Source organism: Nitrospirillum amazonense (assembly GCF_007828045.1).
Taxonomy (GTDB): Bacteria; Pseudomonadota; Alphaproteobacteria; order Azospirillales; family Azospirillaceae; genus Nitrospirillum; species Nitrospirillum amazonense_C.
Genome location: NZ_VITN01000023.1, coordinates 14,735 through 29,980, shown reverse-complemented (window position 1 = coordinate 29,980; position 15,246 = coordinate 14,735). Strand labels below are relative to the sequence as shown.

Below are 15,246 nucleotides of genomic sequence, written 5' to 3'. Positions count from 1 at the left end.
GTCCTGTCCCTGTTCCTGAAAGACATTTTTTTAAGAAGGCGTCGGCGTCGTGCGGCGGGTCGTTGCCAGGCCGCGGACCGGTTCCGGGACGCTTTACGGTGCGTCGGGGGCCGGATCGACGTTTGTCATGCTTTCTTGGGTACAGGCCGCAAATGGTACTGTCAATCATATTTGGTCATATGATCAATTTATTTTTGGGGCGGTCCTGCCCATGAGTTCAGCCTATTTCGTCGGTTTTTTTGTCGCGCTTTTTCCGAATGGGGGAATGCATGCATACGGAGATAACGATTAAAATACATATATATAACAATATGTTACTTTGAAACGGCCTGCGAACTGTCGTCATCTGTGATTGGCCAAACCCCAAATCTTTATCCTTGACAACCTTTCCGAAATGCGTCGCACTTGGGGCATAAATTGGTCAATTGATCAAACATTGACGCGAACAGGGTAACTGGCCGTGGGTGGCCGGTGGTGAATTTGATGAACCGGCACGGGACGACCGTCCGGTGATTTCCGATGCAGGCCGCCGTCCTTCGGGGCGCAGGTCCTTTTGGCGGGGCGCGACAGCGGCCCCGGACGGGGATGGCTTGCCGGACAATGGCTGCCGCAAAGGCATGCCGCGATCAAATGAACGGGAAGATGCGGGAGACGGAAATGAAGCAGAAACGGTATGCCTATGCGGCCCTTGGCCTGTCTTGCTCCCTGGTGTTGGGGGCCTCTGCGCCATCGCGCGCCGCCGAACCAGCCACCGTGCCTGCGGCTGGCGCCTCTGATGACGTGCTTCAAGACATCGTGGTGACGGCGCAACGGCGCGCCCAAAGTCTGCAGGACGTTCCGGTATCGGTCAGCGCCTTCGCCGGCGACGACCTGAAAAGCCGGGGTGTCACGTCCATCGACCAGATCGGCGGAATGATTCCCAACGTCCAGATTCACAACGACAAGGGCGGCGGCGCCCCCACCTGGGTCATCCGCGGCGTGGCGCTGTTCGACTTCAACGCCAACAACAATCCCGCCACCGCCATCTACATCGACGACGTCTACCAAAGCTCCGCCGTGATGGGCGGCGGTGCGCTCTATGACCTGGAGCGGGTGGAGGTGCTCAAGGGCCCGCAGGGCGGGCTGTATGGCCGCAACACCACCGGCGGCGCCGTCCAGGTGTTATCCAAGCCGGCCAAGCTGGGCGCCACGGACGGCTATGCCTCCGTCGATTACGGCAAGTGGAACGAATACCGGGTGGAGGGGGCGCAATCCTTCCCCGTCACCGATACCCTGGCGCTGCGCGTGGCGGCGGTGCAGGAGGGCGGCGACGGCTGGCAGAAGACCCTGGCCGGCAATACCCGGTGGGGCGCACCCGACCGGACCTCGGCCCGCCTTCAGGCCCTGTTGCAGCCGTCAGAGCGGTTCACGGCCCAGCTGAAGCTGTTCGGCAGCCGGGACCAGTCGCAGACCACGCTGGCCACCAGCAACGCCGCCTATGACGCCACCGGCGCCTTCTGCGGCGCCGTGGCCGGTGGGGGCAACGGCAATGCCTCCTGCCTCAACTTCGCCCAGTTCAACAACCTGATCACCGGCACCACCGGCGCCCTGTCATCCGCCAGCCAGTCCAACGACGGCCGCGCCGTCATCTCCAGCCCCATCAACCGGCTGGACAATCATGAGTGGGGCGCCACGCTGACGCTGGACTATGACCTCGACGCCGCCCGCCTCACGTCAATCAGCGCGGCGGACTATTTCCACTACGGCCAGGTCTACGACTACGACGCCACCAACCTGCGGCTGGGTGACCAGGCGGAACAGGCCACCATCCGCAACCTGTCCCAGGAACTGCGCCTGACCTCCACCGGCGACAGTCGGTTCAAGTGGCTGGCCGGTGCCGTCTACGCCCAGACCGGCTTCCAGGAGTACCGGACGTTCGACATGCGCGACAACGTGGCCGTCGTCTCCGCCTCCTTCACGCCCTTGGGCGTGCCGCAGCAGGATGGCGTGCTGGCGGTGCAGTACCGGCAGCAGACCCGCCACACCTCGGTCTATGGTCAGGCCGACTACGCCTTGACCGACCGCTTGAACCTATCGGCCTCGCTGCGCTACGCGACGGAGGAGACGGACTTCCGCAACGGCAAGGACTTCTTCCCCCTGGCCGGCATCACCCTGCTGGACAACCTGAATTCCACCTACCGCCTGCATGACCATGTGTCGGGTAAGGTGTCAGCCGACTACCACCTGACCGATACCGTCCTGCTCTACGCCTCGGCGGCGCGGGGCTACAAATCGGGCGGCGTCTTCGGCGGCTTCCCCCAGGAACCGGGCGACGTGACCCCCTACAAGGAGGAAATCGTCTGGGCCTACGAGACGGGGGTGAAGAGCACCTGGCTGGACCACCGGCTGCAGGTCAATCTGGCCGGCTTCCACTATGACCATGACAATCTGCAGGCGCTGACCACGCTGCCCAGCGTGCTGACGCCCGGCCAGTTCATCTTCCGCCTGACCAATGTCGGCAAGGCCACGCACGACGGCGTCGAACTGGAAACGACGCTGAAGCCCCTGCCGGGCCTGACGTTGCAGGCCTCGGGCGCCTATGTCGATGCCGAGGTGACGCAGAGCAACGACGTCCTCTATTCCTTCGACAACCGCGTGCTGCCCTGGCAGGGACGCCGCATCGACTACTCGCCGCGATGGACCGGTTCCTTCAGCGTCCGCTACGACCATGCGGTCACGGCGGACTTGGTAGGCACGGCGCAGCTCGATTTCGACGTGCGCAGCGCGCAGGTCATCGGCGGCACCTTGGTCGACAGCTCCTTGCGCAACATCGGCGGGTACGGTCTGCTGAACGGGCGGCTGACGCTGGCGTCCGACCATGATGGGTGGAGCGTGTCGCTGTGGGGCAAGAACCTGCTGAACCGGCATTACTTCACCGACCGCAGCAATGACGGCCTGGGAAGCTATTACTCGGTGTACGGCCGGCCACTCAGCTATGGCCTCAATTTGACGAAGACCTGGTAAGGCGCGATGGCCCGCCACGCGCCGCCGCTTACCCCTGGGGAGGGACTCATGGCTTCCGTCACCACGTCCACGGACCAACCGGTCCCGCCGATCCTCTCATTGGTGGCCATCACCGCCTTTGGCCTGATCGGGCCCTTCGTCTTCCTGGTATCGCCTGTCATCGCCGGCCAACTGGCCCTTGAATGGCACTGGTCCCCCGGCGACATCGGCTTGCTCATGTCGGTGGAGTTGGGCGGGGCCGCCCTGGTTTCCTTCCCGGCGGCCTTCCTGCTGCGCCGTTTTTCCTGGCGGCCGCTGACCGTGGTGGCCAGCCTGGTGTTCGTTGGCGCCGCGGTGGGGTCCGGCGTCGTCGCCCGGGCGGGGGGTGATGCCACATGGCTCATCCCGTTGCGCTTTATCGGCGGTGCCGGTGGTGGCGCGCTGTCGGTCGTCTGCCTGCTGGCGGCGGGGCGTTCCGCCGATCCCCATCGGGCGTTCGCCTGCTGGACGGGGGGGCAGACGGTGTCGGCGGCCCTGGGCCTGCTCTACCTGCCGCGGCTGTTCGAGCATGTCGGCCTCGCCGGGCTCTACGCGCTGCTGGCCGTGGCGGCGCTGCTGGCCTTGACGATGGTGACCGGCTTGCCCGCCGGCTGGCCGGATGCGTCGGGTGTTCAGCATGGCGGTGGTGGCCAGCATGGTAGTGGCTCGACAGCCGCCCGCCTGAATTTTCTCGCGATCTTTTGCTACTACCTGGCCATCAGCGGCGCCTGGGCCTTCGTCGGTGTGCCGGGTCTGGCCCTTGGCCTGACGGAGGAGGGGGTGGGCACCTTGACGGCGGTCGCCATGTTCACCGCCATCCTCGGGTCCGTCCTGGCCACCCTGTCCGGGCATGCCCGTCGCCGGGATGCCTACACGGTGGGCGTCTTCGGCCTCTTGCTGGCCTGCCTGGTGGCGTTGGCGTTCCCAACGGGGCGGGGCGGCTTCATCGCCGCGGTGGTGCTGCTGCAGGTCTGCTGGTCCTTCCTGGTGCCCATGCTGTTGGCGGCGCTGGCCGATGCCGATGACGGCGGCGGGTTGGTGATCCTGTCCAACATGATCATCGGCGGCGGGGCCGCCCTGGGCCCGCTGCTGGCTGGCTACGCGCTGGACTATGCCGGGACCTATGTCGCCGTGGCGGCGCAGGGGGCGGTGCTGCTGGCGCTGTCGGCCGCCGCCTTCATCGCCGCGCGCCGCCGCTTCTAGAACCCCGCACAGCCCGGCTTCCCACTTTCTTCGGCCTCACTGCTTGGATCGGACCCCATGTCTTCGCTTCCACTTCTCTCCTGCTATATCGACGGCCAATGGCGCATGCCTGAAGGGGGGCGCCTGCTGGATGTCATCAACCCGGCGACCGAGGCGCCTTGCGCCCAGGTGGCTCTGGCCGGCCCGGCCGAGGTGGACGCGGCCGTGGCGGCGGCTCGGCGCGCCTTTGCCGCTTACTCCCAGACCAGCCGCCAGCAGCGCCTGGACCTGCTGGCCGCAATCCTGGAGGCCTATGGCGCCCGCATGGCGGACATCGGCGACGCCATCCGGCAGGAGATGGGGGCGCCATTGGGCTTCGCCCGCCAGGCCCAGGCCGGCATCGGCGCCGCCCATCTGGCGCAGATGCTGGAGACGCTGCGGGATTTCGTGTTCGACGAGGATCGGGGCCCCTTGCGCCTGTGGCGGGAGCCCGTTGGCGTCGCCGGGCTGATTACCCCGTGGAACTGGCCCATGAACCAGATCGTCTGCAAGGTGGCGCCGGCGCTGGCGGCCGGCTGCACCATGGTGCTGAAGCCCAGTGAACTGGCGCCGCTCAGCGCCAACCTGTTCGCGGAGGTGATGCACGCCGCAGGGGTGCCCGCCGGCGTCTTCAATATGGTGCACGGCGATGGTGCCGGCGTGGGGCAGGCCATCGTTGCCCATCCCGACATCGACGTGGTGTCCTTCACCGGCTCGACCCGCGCGGGCGTGCAGGTGGCGAAGCTGGCGGCCGACACGGTCAAGCGGGTCAGCCAGGAACTGGGCGGCAAGTCGGCGAACATCATCCTGCCGGACGCCGATATCCCCCGGGCCGTGCGGCAGGGGGTGCTGCGTTGCTTCAACAATACCGGCCAGTCGTGCAACGCTCCGACGCGCATGCTGGTGCCCGAGGACCGGTACGCGGAGGTCGCGGCGATCGCGCGCGAGGTGACCGAAGCCGTCGTGGCCGGCGATCCCCTGGACGGCGCCACGACGATGGGACCGGTGTCCAACGCCAACCAGTTCGCCAAGGTGCAGCAGCTTATCGAGGTGGGCATCGCCGAGGGGGCGGAACTGATCGCGGGTGGTCCCGGCCGGCCGGCGGGGCTGACGCGCGGCTATTATGTCCGGCCCACGGTTTTCGGCCGCGTCACCCCGTCGATGACGGTGGCGCGGGAAGAGATCTTCGGCCCCGTCCTGTCCATCCTGACCTACCGCACGGTGGAGGAGGCGGTGGCCCTGGCCAACGACACCGTCTACGGCTTGGCAGCCTACGTCCAATCGGGCGATGCCCGCTATGCCCAGGCGGTGGCCCGGCAACTGCGCGCCGGCACCATCTATATCAACGATCCGGCCTGGAGCCCCGCTGTGCCGTTCGGTGGCTACAAACAGTCCGGCAATGGCCGGGAGTATGCCGAGTTCGGACTGGGTGAGTTCCTTGAGCTGAAAGGTGTCGTTGGACGTTGACCAGTGGCGCTTGCGATAACCTTCTGACCTCGCGTGGATTGCTGGTCGGCATGCGGGGTGACATCGACAATCAGGTCTGCGGCCTGCTCAAGACCTTCGGGATCCTGTTCGGCAAGCGGGTCGGCGGGTTCATGAATCGAGCTGTCCGCCAGCCCGGAATTAGGCAAGCTGGTTGGAACGCTACTGAAGACCAGGGCTGTGAATCGGCATCGAAGTGGGCCTCTGGGGAAAAGCGAGGTAATATACTGAAACAGCTGAAGAAAGTGACAAAAGAGCAGGGGCCTGACCGGAGCCGATCGGGACCCTGCCCTCGATACAATTTCTGCTGATCTTTCAGGCTGTTGAGCGCGAGCAAGCTCAGGGCTCCCTTTCGGCGCCGGTTCACACATGGTGTGGCGCTCAGCGACCACGAAGAGAACCGTGAGCCTGGCGGCGATGTCTCCCCAGGTGCCGATCACCACACATGGGCATTGACAGTCCAGATTAGAGAACGCGAGGGGCACGACCTGCTCCCCGTCATCGAAGTGCCGGAGAGATTGAAAGCTTTTGGAATGCAGGTTTCCGTGAGCTGCAAGTATCGTTGGTTGCGGGCCCCCGCAACCATCTTAACTTGCTCGATCAGGTCATCCGAACAGCCCGCCTCGCAAGAGCGCGGGCTGTTCGCTGTTCCGGGCTTGGCTGTGCCGCTCGCGGCGACGGCGAGGATGCCCGCCAGATCGCCGTGCAGATCGACCCGCAGGCCGTCTGTACCCCTCCGCCGAGGGCCGCCTTCCATCCGTGATGTTGTTCGCCCAAGCCGAAAGGAGGTCTGGCTTGTGAGGATGGGAAGTGTCCATGAATGGGATAATGGACACGATAGGTGTCAAGCGCCGCCGTCGAACGTGGAGGCCATTCCCTACAGTTTCGACCCGCCGTCGACATGCACGATCTGTCCGTTGATCCAGCGGCCGTTGGGTGATGCCAGGAAAGCGACCACGCCGCCGATGTCATCCGGTTGGGCCAAGCGTTTCAGGGCCTGGATGCCCAGCGCATGGGCACGTCCAGCCTCTGTCCTGGTGAAGCTGGAAAGTGCCGTGTCGACCACGCCGGGTGCCACGGCGTTGACCCGGATATGGCGCGGGCCCAGGCTGGCGGCGAATTGCCGGGTCAGGCTGTCCACGGCGCCCTTGGTGGCGGCGTAGGCAGCCAGGGTGCCGCCAGCCGATTGTGCGACCAAGGAGGAAAGCAGCGTGATACAGCCGCCGGCTCCCCATGATGGGGAGCAATTGCTGCACCAGGAAGAAAGGCGCGCGCACGTTCAGCGCGAACAGCGCGTCAAAGTCTGTGACGGTGGTCTCCTCCACCGTCACAGGCCTGGAAATGCCCGCATTTGCGACCAGGATGTCAAGCCGGTAGCCGATGATCCGGCGAACCTCTTCCGCCAGCCGGTGTGGGCCATCTGCGGTGGAAAGATCACAAGACACCGCGCTCGCCCGGCCTCCAGCCCCACGGATTTGGGCCACCACCGCATGCGCCTGATCGAGAGCGGTGCCGTAATGCACAAGGACCTGCGCCCCCGATCGGGCCAGGGCCAGGGCGCTGGCCCGGCCGATCCCACGGGACGCGCCGGTGACAAGGGCGGTCTTGCCGAACAAGGGGGACATGCCGGTACTCCTGGGGAGAGGCGCGTGGGCGGTCCGCCCCCATGGTGGGGGAGCGGCATGCACAGGCTCATGGGAAGGGTGTAGTGTCAGCCCGCGGCGGCGGACCGGGCCGGGGCTTCCAGCGCCGGATAGTCGGTGTAGCCTTTGGCGTTACCGTAGTAGAAGGTGGTGCGGTCATAGGGGGCGAGCGGCAGGTCCAGCCGCAGCCGATCCGGCAGGTCAGGGTTGGCGACGAACTGCCGGCCGAAGGCCACCATGTCGGCCCCGCCGCTGGCGATGATGGCTTCCGCCTCCGCTTTATCGAAGCCGCCGGCGGCGATGACCGGCCCTCCGAACAGAGGCTTCAGGGTGGCGGCGGCCACCGCCACCCGTCCGGCCTCATCGATGCTGCCCTTCACGCGGGGCTCGATCACATGCAGATAGGCGAGACCGTACTGGCTTAACGCTGTGGCGATATAACCGAACGTGGCGTCCGGGCCGCTGTCGCCCATGTCGCCGAAGCGGTTGCTGGGGCCGACGCGTACGCCTACCCGATCCGCCCCCCAAACGCCCACGACGGCCTCCACCACCTGCAGCAGGAAGCGGGCGCGATTCTCGATCGGACCGCCATAGGCGTCCAGGCGGTGGTTGGCGTTGTCCTGCAGGAACTGGTCGATCAGGTAGCCGTTGGCCGCGTGGACCTCCACCCCGTCGAAGCCTGCGGATTTGGCGCGTACCGCCGCTTGACGGTATTCCTCGATCACCTCGGGAATCTCGGCCAGGGCCAGTTCCCGCGCCGGCGATGCGATGGCGGGGCCATCCGCCAGCAGGGCCCGGACGTCGGCGGTAATGGCGGAGGGCGCGACGGGCACGGCGTTCGGCGGCAGCAGATCGACGTGACTCTGCCGCCCCGCATGCCAGAGTTGAAGGAAGATCTTCCCGCCCTTGGCGTGGACGGCCGAGGTCACCTTGCGCCATCCGGCCACCTGCGCGTCGGTGTGGATACCAGGAGAGGCGTAGCCACCCCGGCCCAGCGGGGAGATGAAGGTGGCTTCGGCGATGATCAGGCCGCCGACGCCAGCCCTTTGCCCGTAGTATTGGGCCATCAGATCGCCTGGCACGCTGCCTGGCATGTCGGCCCGCATGCGGGTCAGGGGCGCCATGACCACGCGATGGGACAGGACGGTGCTGCCCACGCGGGCGGGGGTGAACAACGTCGGCATGATGCCTCCGGTCTTTCAGCGGAAGGGAAAGGGCTTCGCAGGTTCGCAAGGGGCTGGGTCACCGCCGCGCCCAAGCGCCTGTCACCCCCGCAGCCTAGGGGCGGAGCGATGCGTTAGGAAAGACTTTGCGGGTCGATCGGCATGCCTGATAGGTATGGGGAGGGCTGCGGGCTCCCGCGCCGCCGAGGCGACGCCGGGACCCGCCGCGTCAATCCGGGAAACGATCACCGAACATAGGCAGGCCGCTCTTGGACTGCGCCTTGGTCACCTCGTCCTGAAGCACGTCCCAGTGCTCCGCCAGGATGCCGTTCTCCAGGCGCAGGATGTCCGCGGCGATCAGGTTGGCGGGGGCGCCGCTGCCGCTGAAACGGCCGTGCAGCATAACGAAGTCACCTTCGGCGAAGATCAGCGCGTTCTCGTAGCGGAGCGTGTCGGGAAGTGCTTTCACCAGGTTGAACAGGCCGTCACGGCCCGGCTCGATATGGGCGCTGTGCTGGATGTAGCTGGGGGACCAGAAGGTCTCCGCTCTGCCATAGTCGCGCTTATTGAACAAGGTGTCGAAGGCGTCCAAGACGATGGCCTTGTTCTTTTCCTCGATGGCGGTGCTCATGGGCTCCAGACTTTCTTCAAGGGGGGCTCAGGTCCAGGCGCTGGCGCGTGTGGACAAGCCATAGAACCAGCGGCGCACGGCGCCCAACTCACGGGGCAAGGGGACGCCCAGGGTGCGGGTGGCGACGTCGATGGTTATCAGGGCGGTGATGTCCGCTGCGGAGAAGGCGTCGCCGGCCATGTAGACAGCGGCGGAAAGCCGACTATCAAGATCGGCAAGGAAGTGGGTGAGGCGTTGCCGGTTGCGAGCGTCCAGAGCGGTGGGCTGATCACGCCGCGCAGCTGTTGCTTTGACCGGGTTCAAACCCTCCGTCTCCACCCAGCGGTCCCACATGGCCACGAGGGCCTTGTCCTTGGGCGTGGCGCCCAATAGTGGGCGCTCAGGATACGCTTCCTCCAGATAGCGCCAAATGGCCGGCACATCGTCGATGACCGTGCCGTCACCCAGGAAAAGGACGGGGGGGGTCTGCCCGTGGCGGGCGGCCTTCGCCGGAGCGTTCACCCCGGGAGCATCCCCCAGTTCCACGGATATCTCCTTCTCATGCAGGAATATCCGTACCCGTTTCGCATCCGGGGACGCAGACTTACAATAAAGGGCGGCGGCATCCGCTGGCATGGGCCTCGTTCCCTGGAAGGGGCGCGCCGGGTCCGCGCCCACCCGCCGGCAAGACCGGCTGGGGGCTTAGGATGCGGTCACGGCCCGTCGTCGGTATTGGTGAAACATGACGAAAACGGGCCGATCATTTCCTAGAAGGGCCAACGCGTCGCCGCAGGGGCCAAGATAGACGGCCGCGGGTGGTGTGGGAAAGACCTTGTGAGTTCAGTGCCATGCCTGAAGAGCATGGTATCGAGTTATTCCGCGGTTGTGAGCAGGAAGAGGCCGAAAGCGGGGGCGGGATTGATCCAATGGCGCGCCACCCGCCAGCCGGCGTCCTCGGCCAGGGCGGCGAAGGCCGTCGGCGTGTATTTGTGGGAATTCTCGGTATGGATGCTTTCGTCTTTATCGAAGGATAGCAGCCGGTCGCCGATCCGGACCAACTGTTGGCGCCGGCTCACCAAGTGCATCTCGATGCGGCTGTGGCCGGCGTTCCAGCGGGCTTGGTGGCGGAAGCCGTCCAGATCGAAGGTCGCGCCCAGCTCACGGTTGATCCGCCGCAGGACGTTCAGGTTGAAGGTGGCGGTGACGCCTTGGGCGTCGTCATACGCCGCCAGCAGTTCCGTCGTCGGTTTGACCAGGTCGGCGCCGATCAGGAAACGGGCGTCGGCGCCCAGCAGATGCCGGGCGCGCCGGAGGAAGGCCTCAGCCTCCTCCGGCAGCAGGTTGCCGATGGTGGACCCGGGAAAGAAGCCCATCAAGGGCCGATCCGGCACCGTTGCCTCAACGCTCAGCGCCTGGGTGAAATCCTGCACCAGCGGCACCACGCGCAGCGCGGGGTGCGTCGCGGCCAAGCTGGAAACGGCGCCTTCCAGTGCGCTGACGCTGATGTCGATGGGAACATACAGGTCGATATGCGGGGCGGCATCCAGCAGCAGGCCCGTTTTGCTGCTGGCGCCGCTGCCGAACTCCACCAGCGCGGCGCCAGCAGGAATGGAGGAGGCGATCTCCTTCACCACCCGGGTCAGCAAGGCGGTCTCCGTCCGGGTCACGTAATATTCGGGAAGGTTGCAGATCTCCTCGAACAGGCGCGACCCTTCCGCGTCATAGAAGTACTTGGGATTCAGGGATTTCGGTGTCGCGCCCAGGCCAGCAAGGACGTCCTGTAGGAAGGTGGCGGTGGCGGGCGTGGCATTGCCGATCCGCTGATCATCGGGCATGGCGGGTCTCGATGGGCGTGAGGGGCGCGGCCGTCAGGCCGCGTCGTCCACGGTGATGGCGTCCACCCGGTCCGGGTAGAAGGCCAGATGGCCAGCGATGAGCGCTACCGCCGGATAAGGGGCTTCATAGGTCCAGACGGCGTTCAGGGCGCGATCGCCGCCGGCGGGAATGCTGTAGTAGGCGCAATCGCCCTTGTAGGGGCAGTAGGTGGCGTGGTCGGTGCGGGTCAGGGCCGCCATATCCACGTCCGCGCGCGGGATGTATTGGACGGCCGGATACGACGCTTCCTTAAGGGTCAGCGCGGCGCGGCTATCGGCGATGACGCGTCCGGCCACGGTCACCGTGACGCGGCCCTTGGTGGGGGTTACGGTGATGGGGTGCTCGGGGCTGGGAATCTTGATCACTTTCTCGGGCATTTCCAGCACTCCTCAATAAGGGATCGATCGGCGCACATGCAGGAGCGCATCGCGGCGGAATCATCAAATATGTACGTCCGTAGTACTTTCAAGGTGCGCGTGCCCGGACGGAGATTTTTCCTTGCTTAAGGATGCAGGGGCGGTGTTCAGGCGTCCTGAGCCAGGCGCAGGCCGGTGAACTGCCAGCGGACATGGGCGGGAAAGAAATTGCGGTAGGACAGGCGGTCGTGGCCCGCCGGCGTGGCGCAGGACCGGCCGCGCAGCACCATCTGGTTGACCATGAACTTGCCGTTATATTCGCCTAGGGCGCCCGTCGGCGGCCGATAGCCGGGATAGGGGGAGTAAGGGCTGGCCGTCCATTCCCAGATATCCTGCCGCAGGCCGGCGCTGACCGGTCGTGGATGGGGGTGGGTGTCATCCCTGGGATCGGAGGCGCGGTCTGCCTCCGAAGCCTGCAGGCGTGCCGCCCGTTCCCATTCGAACTCCGTGGGCAGTCGGGCGCCGACCCACAGGGCATAGGCCGCCGCCTCATAGAAGCTGATGTGGCTGACAGGCTCGAAGGTGTTCACCGGTTCCAATCCGTGCAGGGTGTAGACCTGCCAACCCTCGTCGCTCCGATGCCAATAAGCTGGCGCTTCCCAGCCCTGGGCCTGGACAGCGGCCCAGCCGTCGGACAACCAGAATTCCGGCCGGCGATAGCCCCCGTCCGCCATGAAGGCCAGGTATTCCCCGTTGGTCACCGGGCGGTCGGCCAGGAGGAAGTCCGGGATCAGGGCATCGTGCGCCGGCCCTTCGTTGTCGAAATGGAAGCCGCCGTCGAGGTGCGGCTGATGGCCGATGCGATGGATGCCACCGATGATCTTCCACCATCCGGTCGGCGCCGCCAATTCCCGTTCAGCGGATCCCTGTGTGGCTGGATCGGCCCGGGGCACATAGACGGGAAACAGCGGGGATAGCGAGAAGGCGTGCTTTATGTCGGTCAGCAACAATTCCTGGTGTTGCTGCTCATGGTTCAGGCCCAGCACCACCAGGTCGGCCACCTGTTGGCCGCAGGTTGACAAAAGGGATGTCATGGCGCGGTCGACATGGGCGCGGTAGGCGGCGATCGCCCCCACCCCCGGGCGGGTCAGCAGGCCGCGCGCTGGCCGGGGATGGCGGGGCCCTGCCGCCTCATAATAAGAATTGAAGACGTAGGAGAAAGCGGGATCGAAAAGCGTGTAGCCCGGCAGGTGCGGGGAAAGGACGAAGGTCTCGAAGAACCAGCTTGTATGGGCGCGGTGCCATTTGGTCGGGCTGGCGTCCGGCATGGACTGCACCGTCTGGTCCTCCGCCGACAAGGGCGCCGCCAGCGCCTCCGTCCGATCCCGCACGGCCTGGTATTGGCGGACCAGGGCGGCGCGGTCGTCGTCGGTGAAAGGGGCGGCGGCGGGAACGGCCGCCACGGAATGGGGGTACATCAAGCTTTTCCTACGGGATCGGCACGCCGGTCAGGCGTGTGCATAGGGGGGATGAGGCGTTCTTGACGCTCAAAATATGTACGACCATATTTGGTGACATGGCACGGATTTCCAATAGAGAAAAGATTTTGACCGAAGGCCTCCGCCTGGTGCATCGGCGGGGCTTTATCGGGTCCAGCGTGCGTGACATCGTGCAGGCCGCCGGCGTTCCTCAAGGATCGTTCACCAACCACTTCGTCTCGAAGGAGGCATTTGGTTTGGAGATCCTCGACCTATATTTCGAGGACACCCGTGCCGTCCTGCACCTCACCTTGCGCAATGGCGATCTGTCGCCCCTTGAACGGCTGAAGGCCTATGTCGACGCCGGTATCGCCCACATGCGTGAAGGGGAGATGCGCAGCGGCTGCTTCTACGGCAACTTGGGCGCCGAGGTGCCGGAACATAGCGAGGCGTTGCGCCAGCGCCTGATGCAGATATTCGATGAGTTGGCCGCATCCATCGCCGACTGCCTGGCGGCCGCGGTGGTGGCGGAGGAATTGGCCGCCAGCACGGATGCCGGGGGATTGGCCAGGATCATCATAGCCGCCCTACAGGGCTCCATCCTGTTGTCCAAGGTCTATCGCGACGAAGGGCCGATGCTGCAGTTCAAGCGGCAGGTCTTCACCAGCCTGCTGCGCTACGGCTCCCGGGGCGGCCCCTTCGAAACGGCGATGGCGGCGGAACTTCAGCCTGCCGTCTGATCGGCCATCGTCTTATCCGGCGTTGGGAGGACGAGTTCGCCGGAAGGGGACAGTTCGCGCAACAGCCACGCGCGGGCCTTGATCCAGTCGCGGCGGACGGTACGGTCGGTGATGCCCAGGGCCTTGGCCGTTTCCGTCTCGCTGAAGCCGGCGAAAAAGCGGCACTCCACCAACCGCGCCCATCGCGGGTTCACGGCCGCCAGTTGTCCCAGCGCCTCATTGACCTCCAGCAGGTGGCAGTCGTCCGTGGCCACCTCGCAATCCTCCAGCGAGACCATCTCGACGCCGCCACCGCGCTTGGCCGCCAGCCGGTCGCGGGCATGGTTCACCAGGATATGACGCATGGCCAGCGCCGAGGCGCGCAGGAAGTGCGCTTCGTCGGCGAAGCCCGGCGTTTCGCGCAGCTTGAGGTAGGTTTCGTGGATCAGCGCCGTGGTTTGCAGCGTGTCGCCGGTTCCCCGCCGTCCTCGCGTCCGTTTCGCCAGGCGGCGCAATTCGTCATAGAAAACCGGCAGCAGGATGTCCGCGGTGCGGGCCGTTTCCGCCGAGTCCGAATAGTCGACAAGGTCTTGAAGCGCTTGCGTCATGGCCGATCACATCCCGCCGCTGGCTAAGGCGGTATCATGCCTCATCAGGGGCGGGGGGAACAGTTGCGACTATCAGCGCTGGTCTCGGCGCCATGCCCCGGGCGGCTTGCCCACCAGTCGCGTAAACAGCCGGGTGAGGTAGGGCTGGTCACCGAAGCCGCAGGCGACCGCGACCTCGGCCAGGGGCATGTCGGTTTCCGTCAAATAGCGCTTGGCCTGCTCCAGTTTGTGGGCCGTCAGCCAGCGGCGCGGCGGTTCGCCCACGGACTGGCGGAAGGCCCGCAGGAAATAACTGGGTGACAGCCCCACCGCCGCCGCCACCTCCGCGACCGTGGCGCCGGTTTGGATGGAGGACATCAGCAACGACTTGGCCTGTCGCTCTTGCCGCGGGGTCAAGCCCCCCTGCAACCGGCGGGCGACCTCCATGCGGCCATAGCGTTGGGCGATGTAGGCGCAGAAGGCCTGCATCACATGGTCGGTGAAGAACAAGGCGCCGGATTGTCCCTTCTTAAGGGGCGCCAGCAGGTTGAACCCCAGTTGCAGGGCGGTGGCATCCGGCTGGTTGCGCGGGCAGTGCAAGATGGGTGGCGGCTGGGCGTTATGCTGCCGCGCCACCGCTTGCAGCGCGGTCATGGGGATATAGAACGCCAGCGCGTCCAGCGGCGCCGCGAAGAGCCAGACAGGATTGTGGGCCAGATGGGCGATGCTGACGGCGCCAGCGTCGCATGCGCTCACCGGGATTTCCCGGCCGTCCAGCCAGAAACGATGATCGGCCAGGTGTTGGAGGTGCAGCAGAACCAAATAGGCATCCTCCGGCGGGAAGGCCAGGGACGGCAGCGGTGGTGGCGCCTGGGTCTGGAGGTGGCTGACGGCCAGCACGGTGTTGGAGGGGCGCAACGTTGCGACCAGGGCCGGAACCGACGGCAGATGGAATTGCTCCGCCAGCCGCTCGCCATGGGCCCCGTGCGCGGCGTGGTGGGGCCGCTCGGGGGTGAGCCGAAAAGGGAAAGGGGCGACAGTGTTGTCCTGGACAGCGGCCGCTGGGGTGAACATGTCCATGCCCTCGT

Annotated in this window: 12 protein-coding genes and 1 pseudogene; 4 read left to right on the top strand and 9 right to left on the bottom strand. The window is 65.8% G+C overall.

The window, feature by feature from the left end:
- The first annotated feature begins 657 nt into the window (after positions 1-657).
- Genes FBZ89_RS25270 through FBZ89_RS25260 form a run of 3 tightly spaced genes read left to right on the top strand, consistent with a single transcriptional unit; the run spans position 658 to position 5,709 of the window.
- Complete coding sequence (locus FBZ89_RS25270) at positions 658-3,003, top strand: TonB-dependent receptor (RefSeq protein WP_145753268.1); 2,346 nt, start codon at positions 658-660, stop codon at positions 3,001-3,003.
- 48 nt (positions 3,004-3,051) lie between these two features.
- Positions 3,052-4,224 carry an MFS transporter gene (locus FBZ89_RS25265; protein WP_145753266.1) on the top strand — a complete coding sequence of 391 codons (1,173 nt, stop codon included), beginning with the start codon at positions 3,052-3,054 and terminating at the stop codon, positions 4,222-4,224.
- 57 nt (positions 4,225-4,281) lie between these two features.
- Positions 4,282-5,709, top strand: a complete 1,428-nt coding sequence (locus FBZ89_RS25260) for an aldehyde dehydrogenase family protein (protein ID WP_145753264.1) — start codon at positions 4,282-4,284, stop codon at positions 5,707-5,709.
- 895 nt (positions 5,710-6,604) lie between these two features.
- Here FBZ89_RS25260 and FBZ89_RS25255 read toward each other — a convergent pair.
- The 7 genes and pseudogenes from FBZ89_RS25255 to egtB all read right to left on the bottom strand — a co-directional run bounded on the left by FBZ89_RS25255 (position 6,605) and on the right by egtB (position 12,852).
- A pseudogene (locus tag FBZ89_RS25255) lies at positions 6,605-7,352 on the bottom strand (SDR family NAD(P)-dependent oxidoreductase).
- An 86-nt stretch (positions 7,353-7,438) separates the two neighbouring features.
- Entirely contained in the window at positions 7,439-8,554 is a 1,116-nt protein-coding gene (locus FBZ89_RS25250; protein ID WP_145753262.1) for an alkene reductase, read from the bottom strand.
- 208 nt (positions 8,555-8,762) lie between these two features.
- Positions 8,763-9,164: a nuclear transport factor 2 family protein gene (locus FBZ89_RS25245; protein ID WP_145753260.1), complete on the bottom strand. Its 402-nt coding sequence runs from the start codon at positions 9,162-9,164 to the stop codon at positions 8,763-8,765.
- A gap of 27 nt (positions 9,165-9,191) precedes the next feature.
- A complete protein-coding gene (locus FBZ89_RS25240) occupies positions 9,192-9,779 on the bottom strand; it encodes a glutathione S-transferase N-terminal domain-containing protein (protein WP_145753259.1) in 588 nt (195 codons plus the stop codon).
- 236 nt (positions 9,780-10,015) lie between these two features.
- Positions 10,016-10,978 carry an L-histidine N(alpha)-methyltransferase gene (gene egtD, locus FBZ89_RS25235; RefSeq protein ID WP_145753257.1) on the bottom strand — a complete coding sequence of 321 codons (963 nt, stop codon included), beginning with the start codon at positions 10,976-10,978 and terminating at the stop codon, positions 10,016-10,018.
- Between the two features lie 33 nt (positions 10,979-11,011).
- On the bottom strand, positions 11,012-11,395 hold the full coding sequence (locus FBZ89_RS25230) for a DUF427 domain-containing protein (RefSeq protein ID WP_145753255.1): 384 nt from the start codon (positions 11,393-11,395) through the stop codon (positions 11,012-11,014).
- A 146-nt stretch (positions 11,396-11,541) separates the two neighbouring features.
- Positions 11,542-12,852, bottom strand: a complete 1,311-nt coding sequence (egtB, locus tag FBZ89_RS25225; RefSeq protein WP_145753253.1) for an ergothioneine biosynthesis protein EgtB — start codon at positions 12,850-12,852, stop codon at positions 11,542-11,544.
- Positions 12,853-12,980: 128 nt separating this feature from the next.
- Here egtB and FBZ89_RS25220 point away from each other — a divergent pair, with 128 nt between their 5' ends.
- The gene (locus tag FBZ89_RS25220) at positions 12,981-13,592 is read left to right on the top strand and encodes a TetR/AcrR family transcriptional regulator (protein ID WP_186457574.1); all 612 of its coding nucleotides are present in this window, start codon (positions 12,981-12,983) and stop codon (positions 13,590-13,592) included.
- Here FBZ89_RS25220 and FBZ89_RS25215 read toward each other — a convergent pair.
- Complete coding sequence (locus tag FBZ89_RS25215) at positions 13,577-14,179, bottom strand: ECF-type sigma factor (protein ID WP_145753249.1); 603 nt, start codon at positions 14,177-14,179, stop codon at positions 13,577-13,579. The genes FBZ89_RS25220 and FBZ89_RS25215 overlap by 16 nt on opposite strands.
- A 72-nt stretch (positions 14,180-14,251) precedes the next feature.
- Positions 14,252-15,232 carry a helix-turn-helix transcriptional regulator gene (locus FBZ89_RS25210; protein ID WP_186457573.1) on the bottom strand — a complete coding sequence of 327 codons (981 nt, stop codon included), beginning with the start codon at positions 15,230-15,232 and terminating at the stop codon, positions 14,252-14,254.
- Between the last annotated feature and the right edge of the window lie 14 nt (positions 15,233-15,246).

What these genes read in the sequence shown, in the direction of transcription:
- FBZ89_RS25270 (WP_145753268.1), top strand. Translation starts at nt 658, where the DNA reads ATGAAGCAGAAACGGTATGCCTATGCGGCCCTTGGCCTGTCTTGCTCC.
- FBZ89_RS25265 (WP_145753266.1), top strand. Translation starts at nt 3,052, where the DNA reads ATGGCTTCCGTCACCACGTCCACGGACCAACCGGTCCCGCCGATCCTC.
- FBZ89_RS25260 (WP_145753264.1), top strand. Translation starts at nt 4,282, where the DNA reads ATGTCTTCGCTTCCACTTCTCTCCTGCTATATCGACGGCCAATGGCGC.
- FBZ89_RS25250 (WP_145753262.1), bottom strand. Translation starts at nt 8,554, where the DNA reads ATGCCGACGTTGTTCACCCCCGCCCGCGTGGGCAGCACCGTCCTGTCC.
- FBZ89_RS25245 (WP_145753260.1), bottom strand. Translation starts at nt 9,164, where the DNA reads ATGAGCACCGCCATCGAGGAAAAGAACAAGGCCATCGTCTTGGACGCC.
- FBZ89_RS25240 (WP_145753259.1), bottom strand. Translation starts at nt 9,779, where the DNA reads ATGCCAGCGGATGCCGCCGCCCTTTATTGTAAGTCTGCGTCCCCGGAT.
- egtD (WP_145753257.1), bottom strand. Translation starts at nt 10,978, where the DNA reads ATGCCCGATGATCAGCGGATCGGCAATGCCACGCCCGCCACCGCCACC.
- FBZ89_RS25230 (WP_145753255.1), bottom strand. Translation starts at nt 11,395, where the DNA reads ATGCCCGAGAAAGTGATCAAGATTCCCAGCCCCGAGCACCCCATCACC.
- egtB (WP_145753253.1), bottom strand. Translation starts at nt 12,852, where the DNA reads ATGTACCCCCATTCCGTGGCGGCCGTTCCCGCCGCCGCCCCTTTCACC.
- FBZ89_RS25215 (WP_145753249.1), bottom strand. Translation starts at nt 14,179, where the DNA reads ATGACGCAAGCGCTTCAAGACCTTGTCGACTATTCGGACTCGGCGGAA.
- FBZ89_RS25210 (WP_186457573.1), bottom strand. Translation starts at nt 15,232, where the DNA reads ATGTTCACCCCAGCGGCCGCTGTCCAGGACAACACTGTCGCCCCTTTC.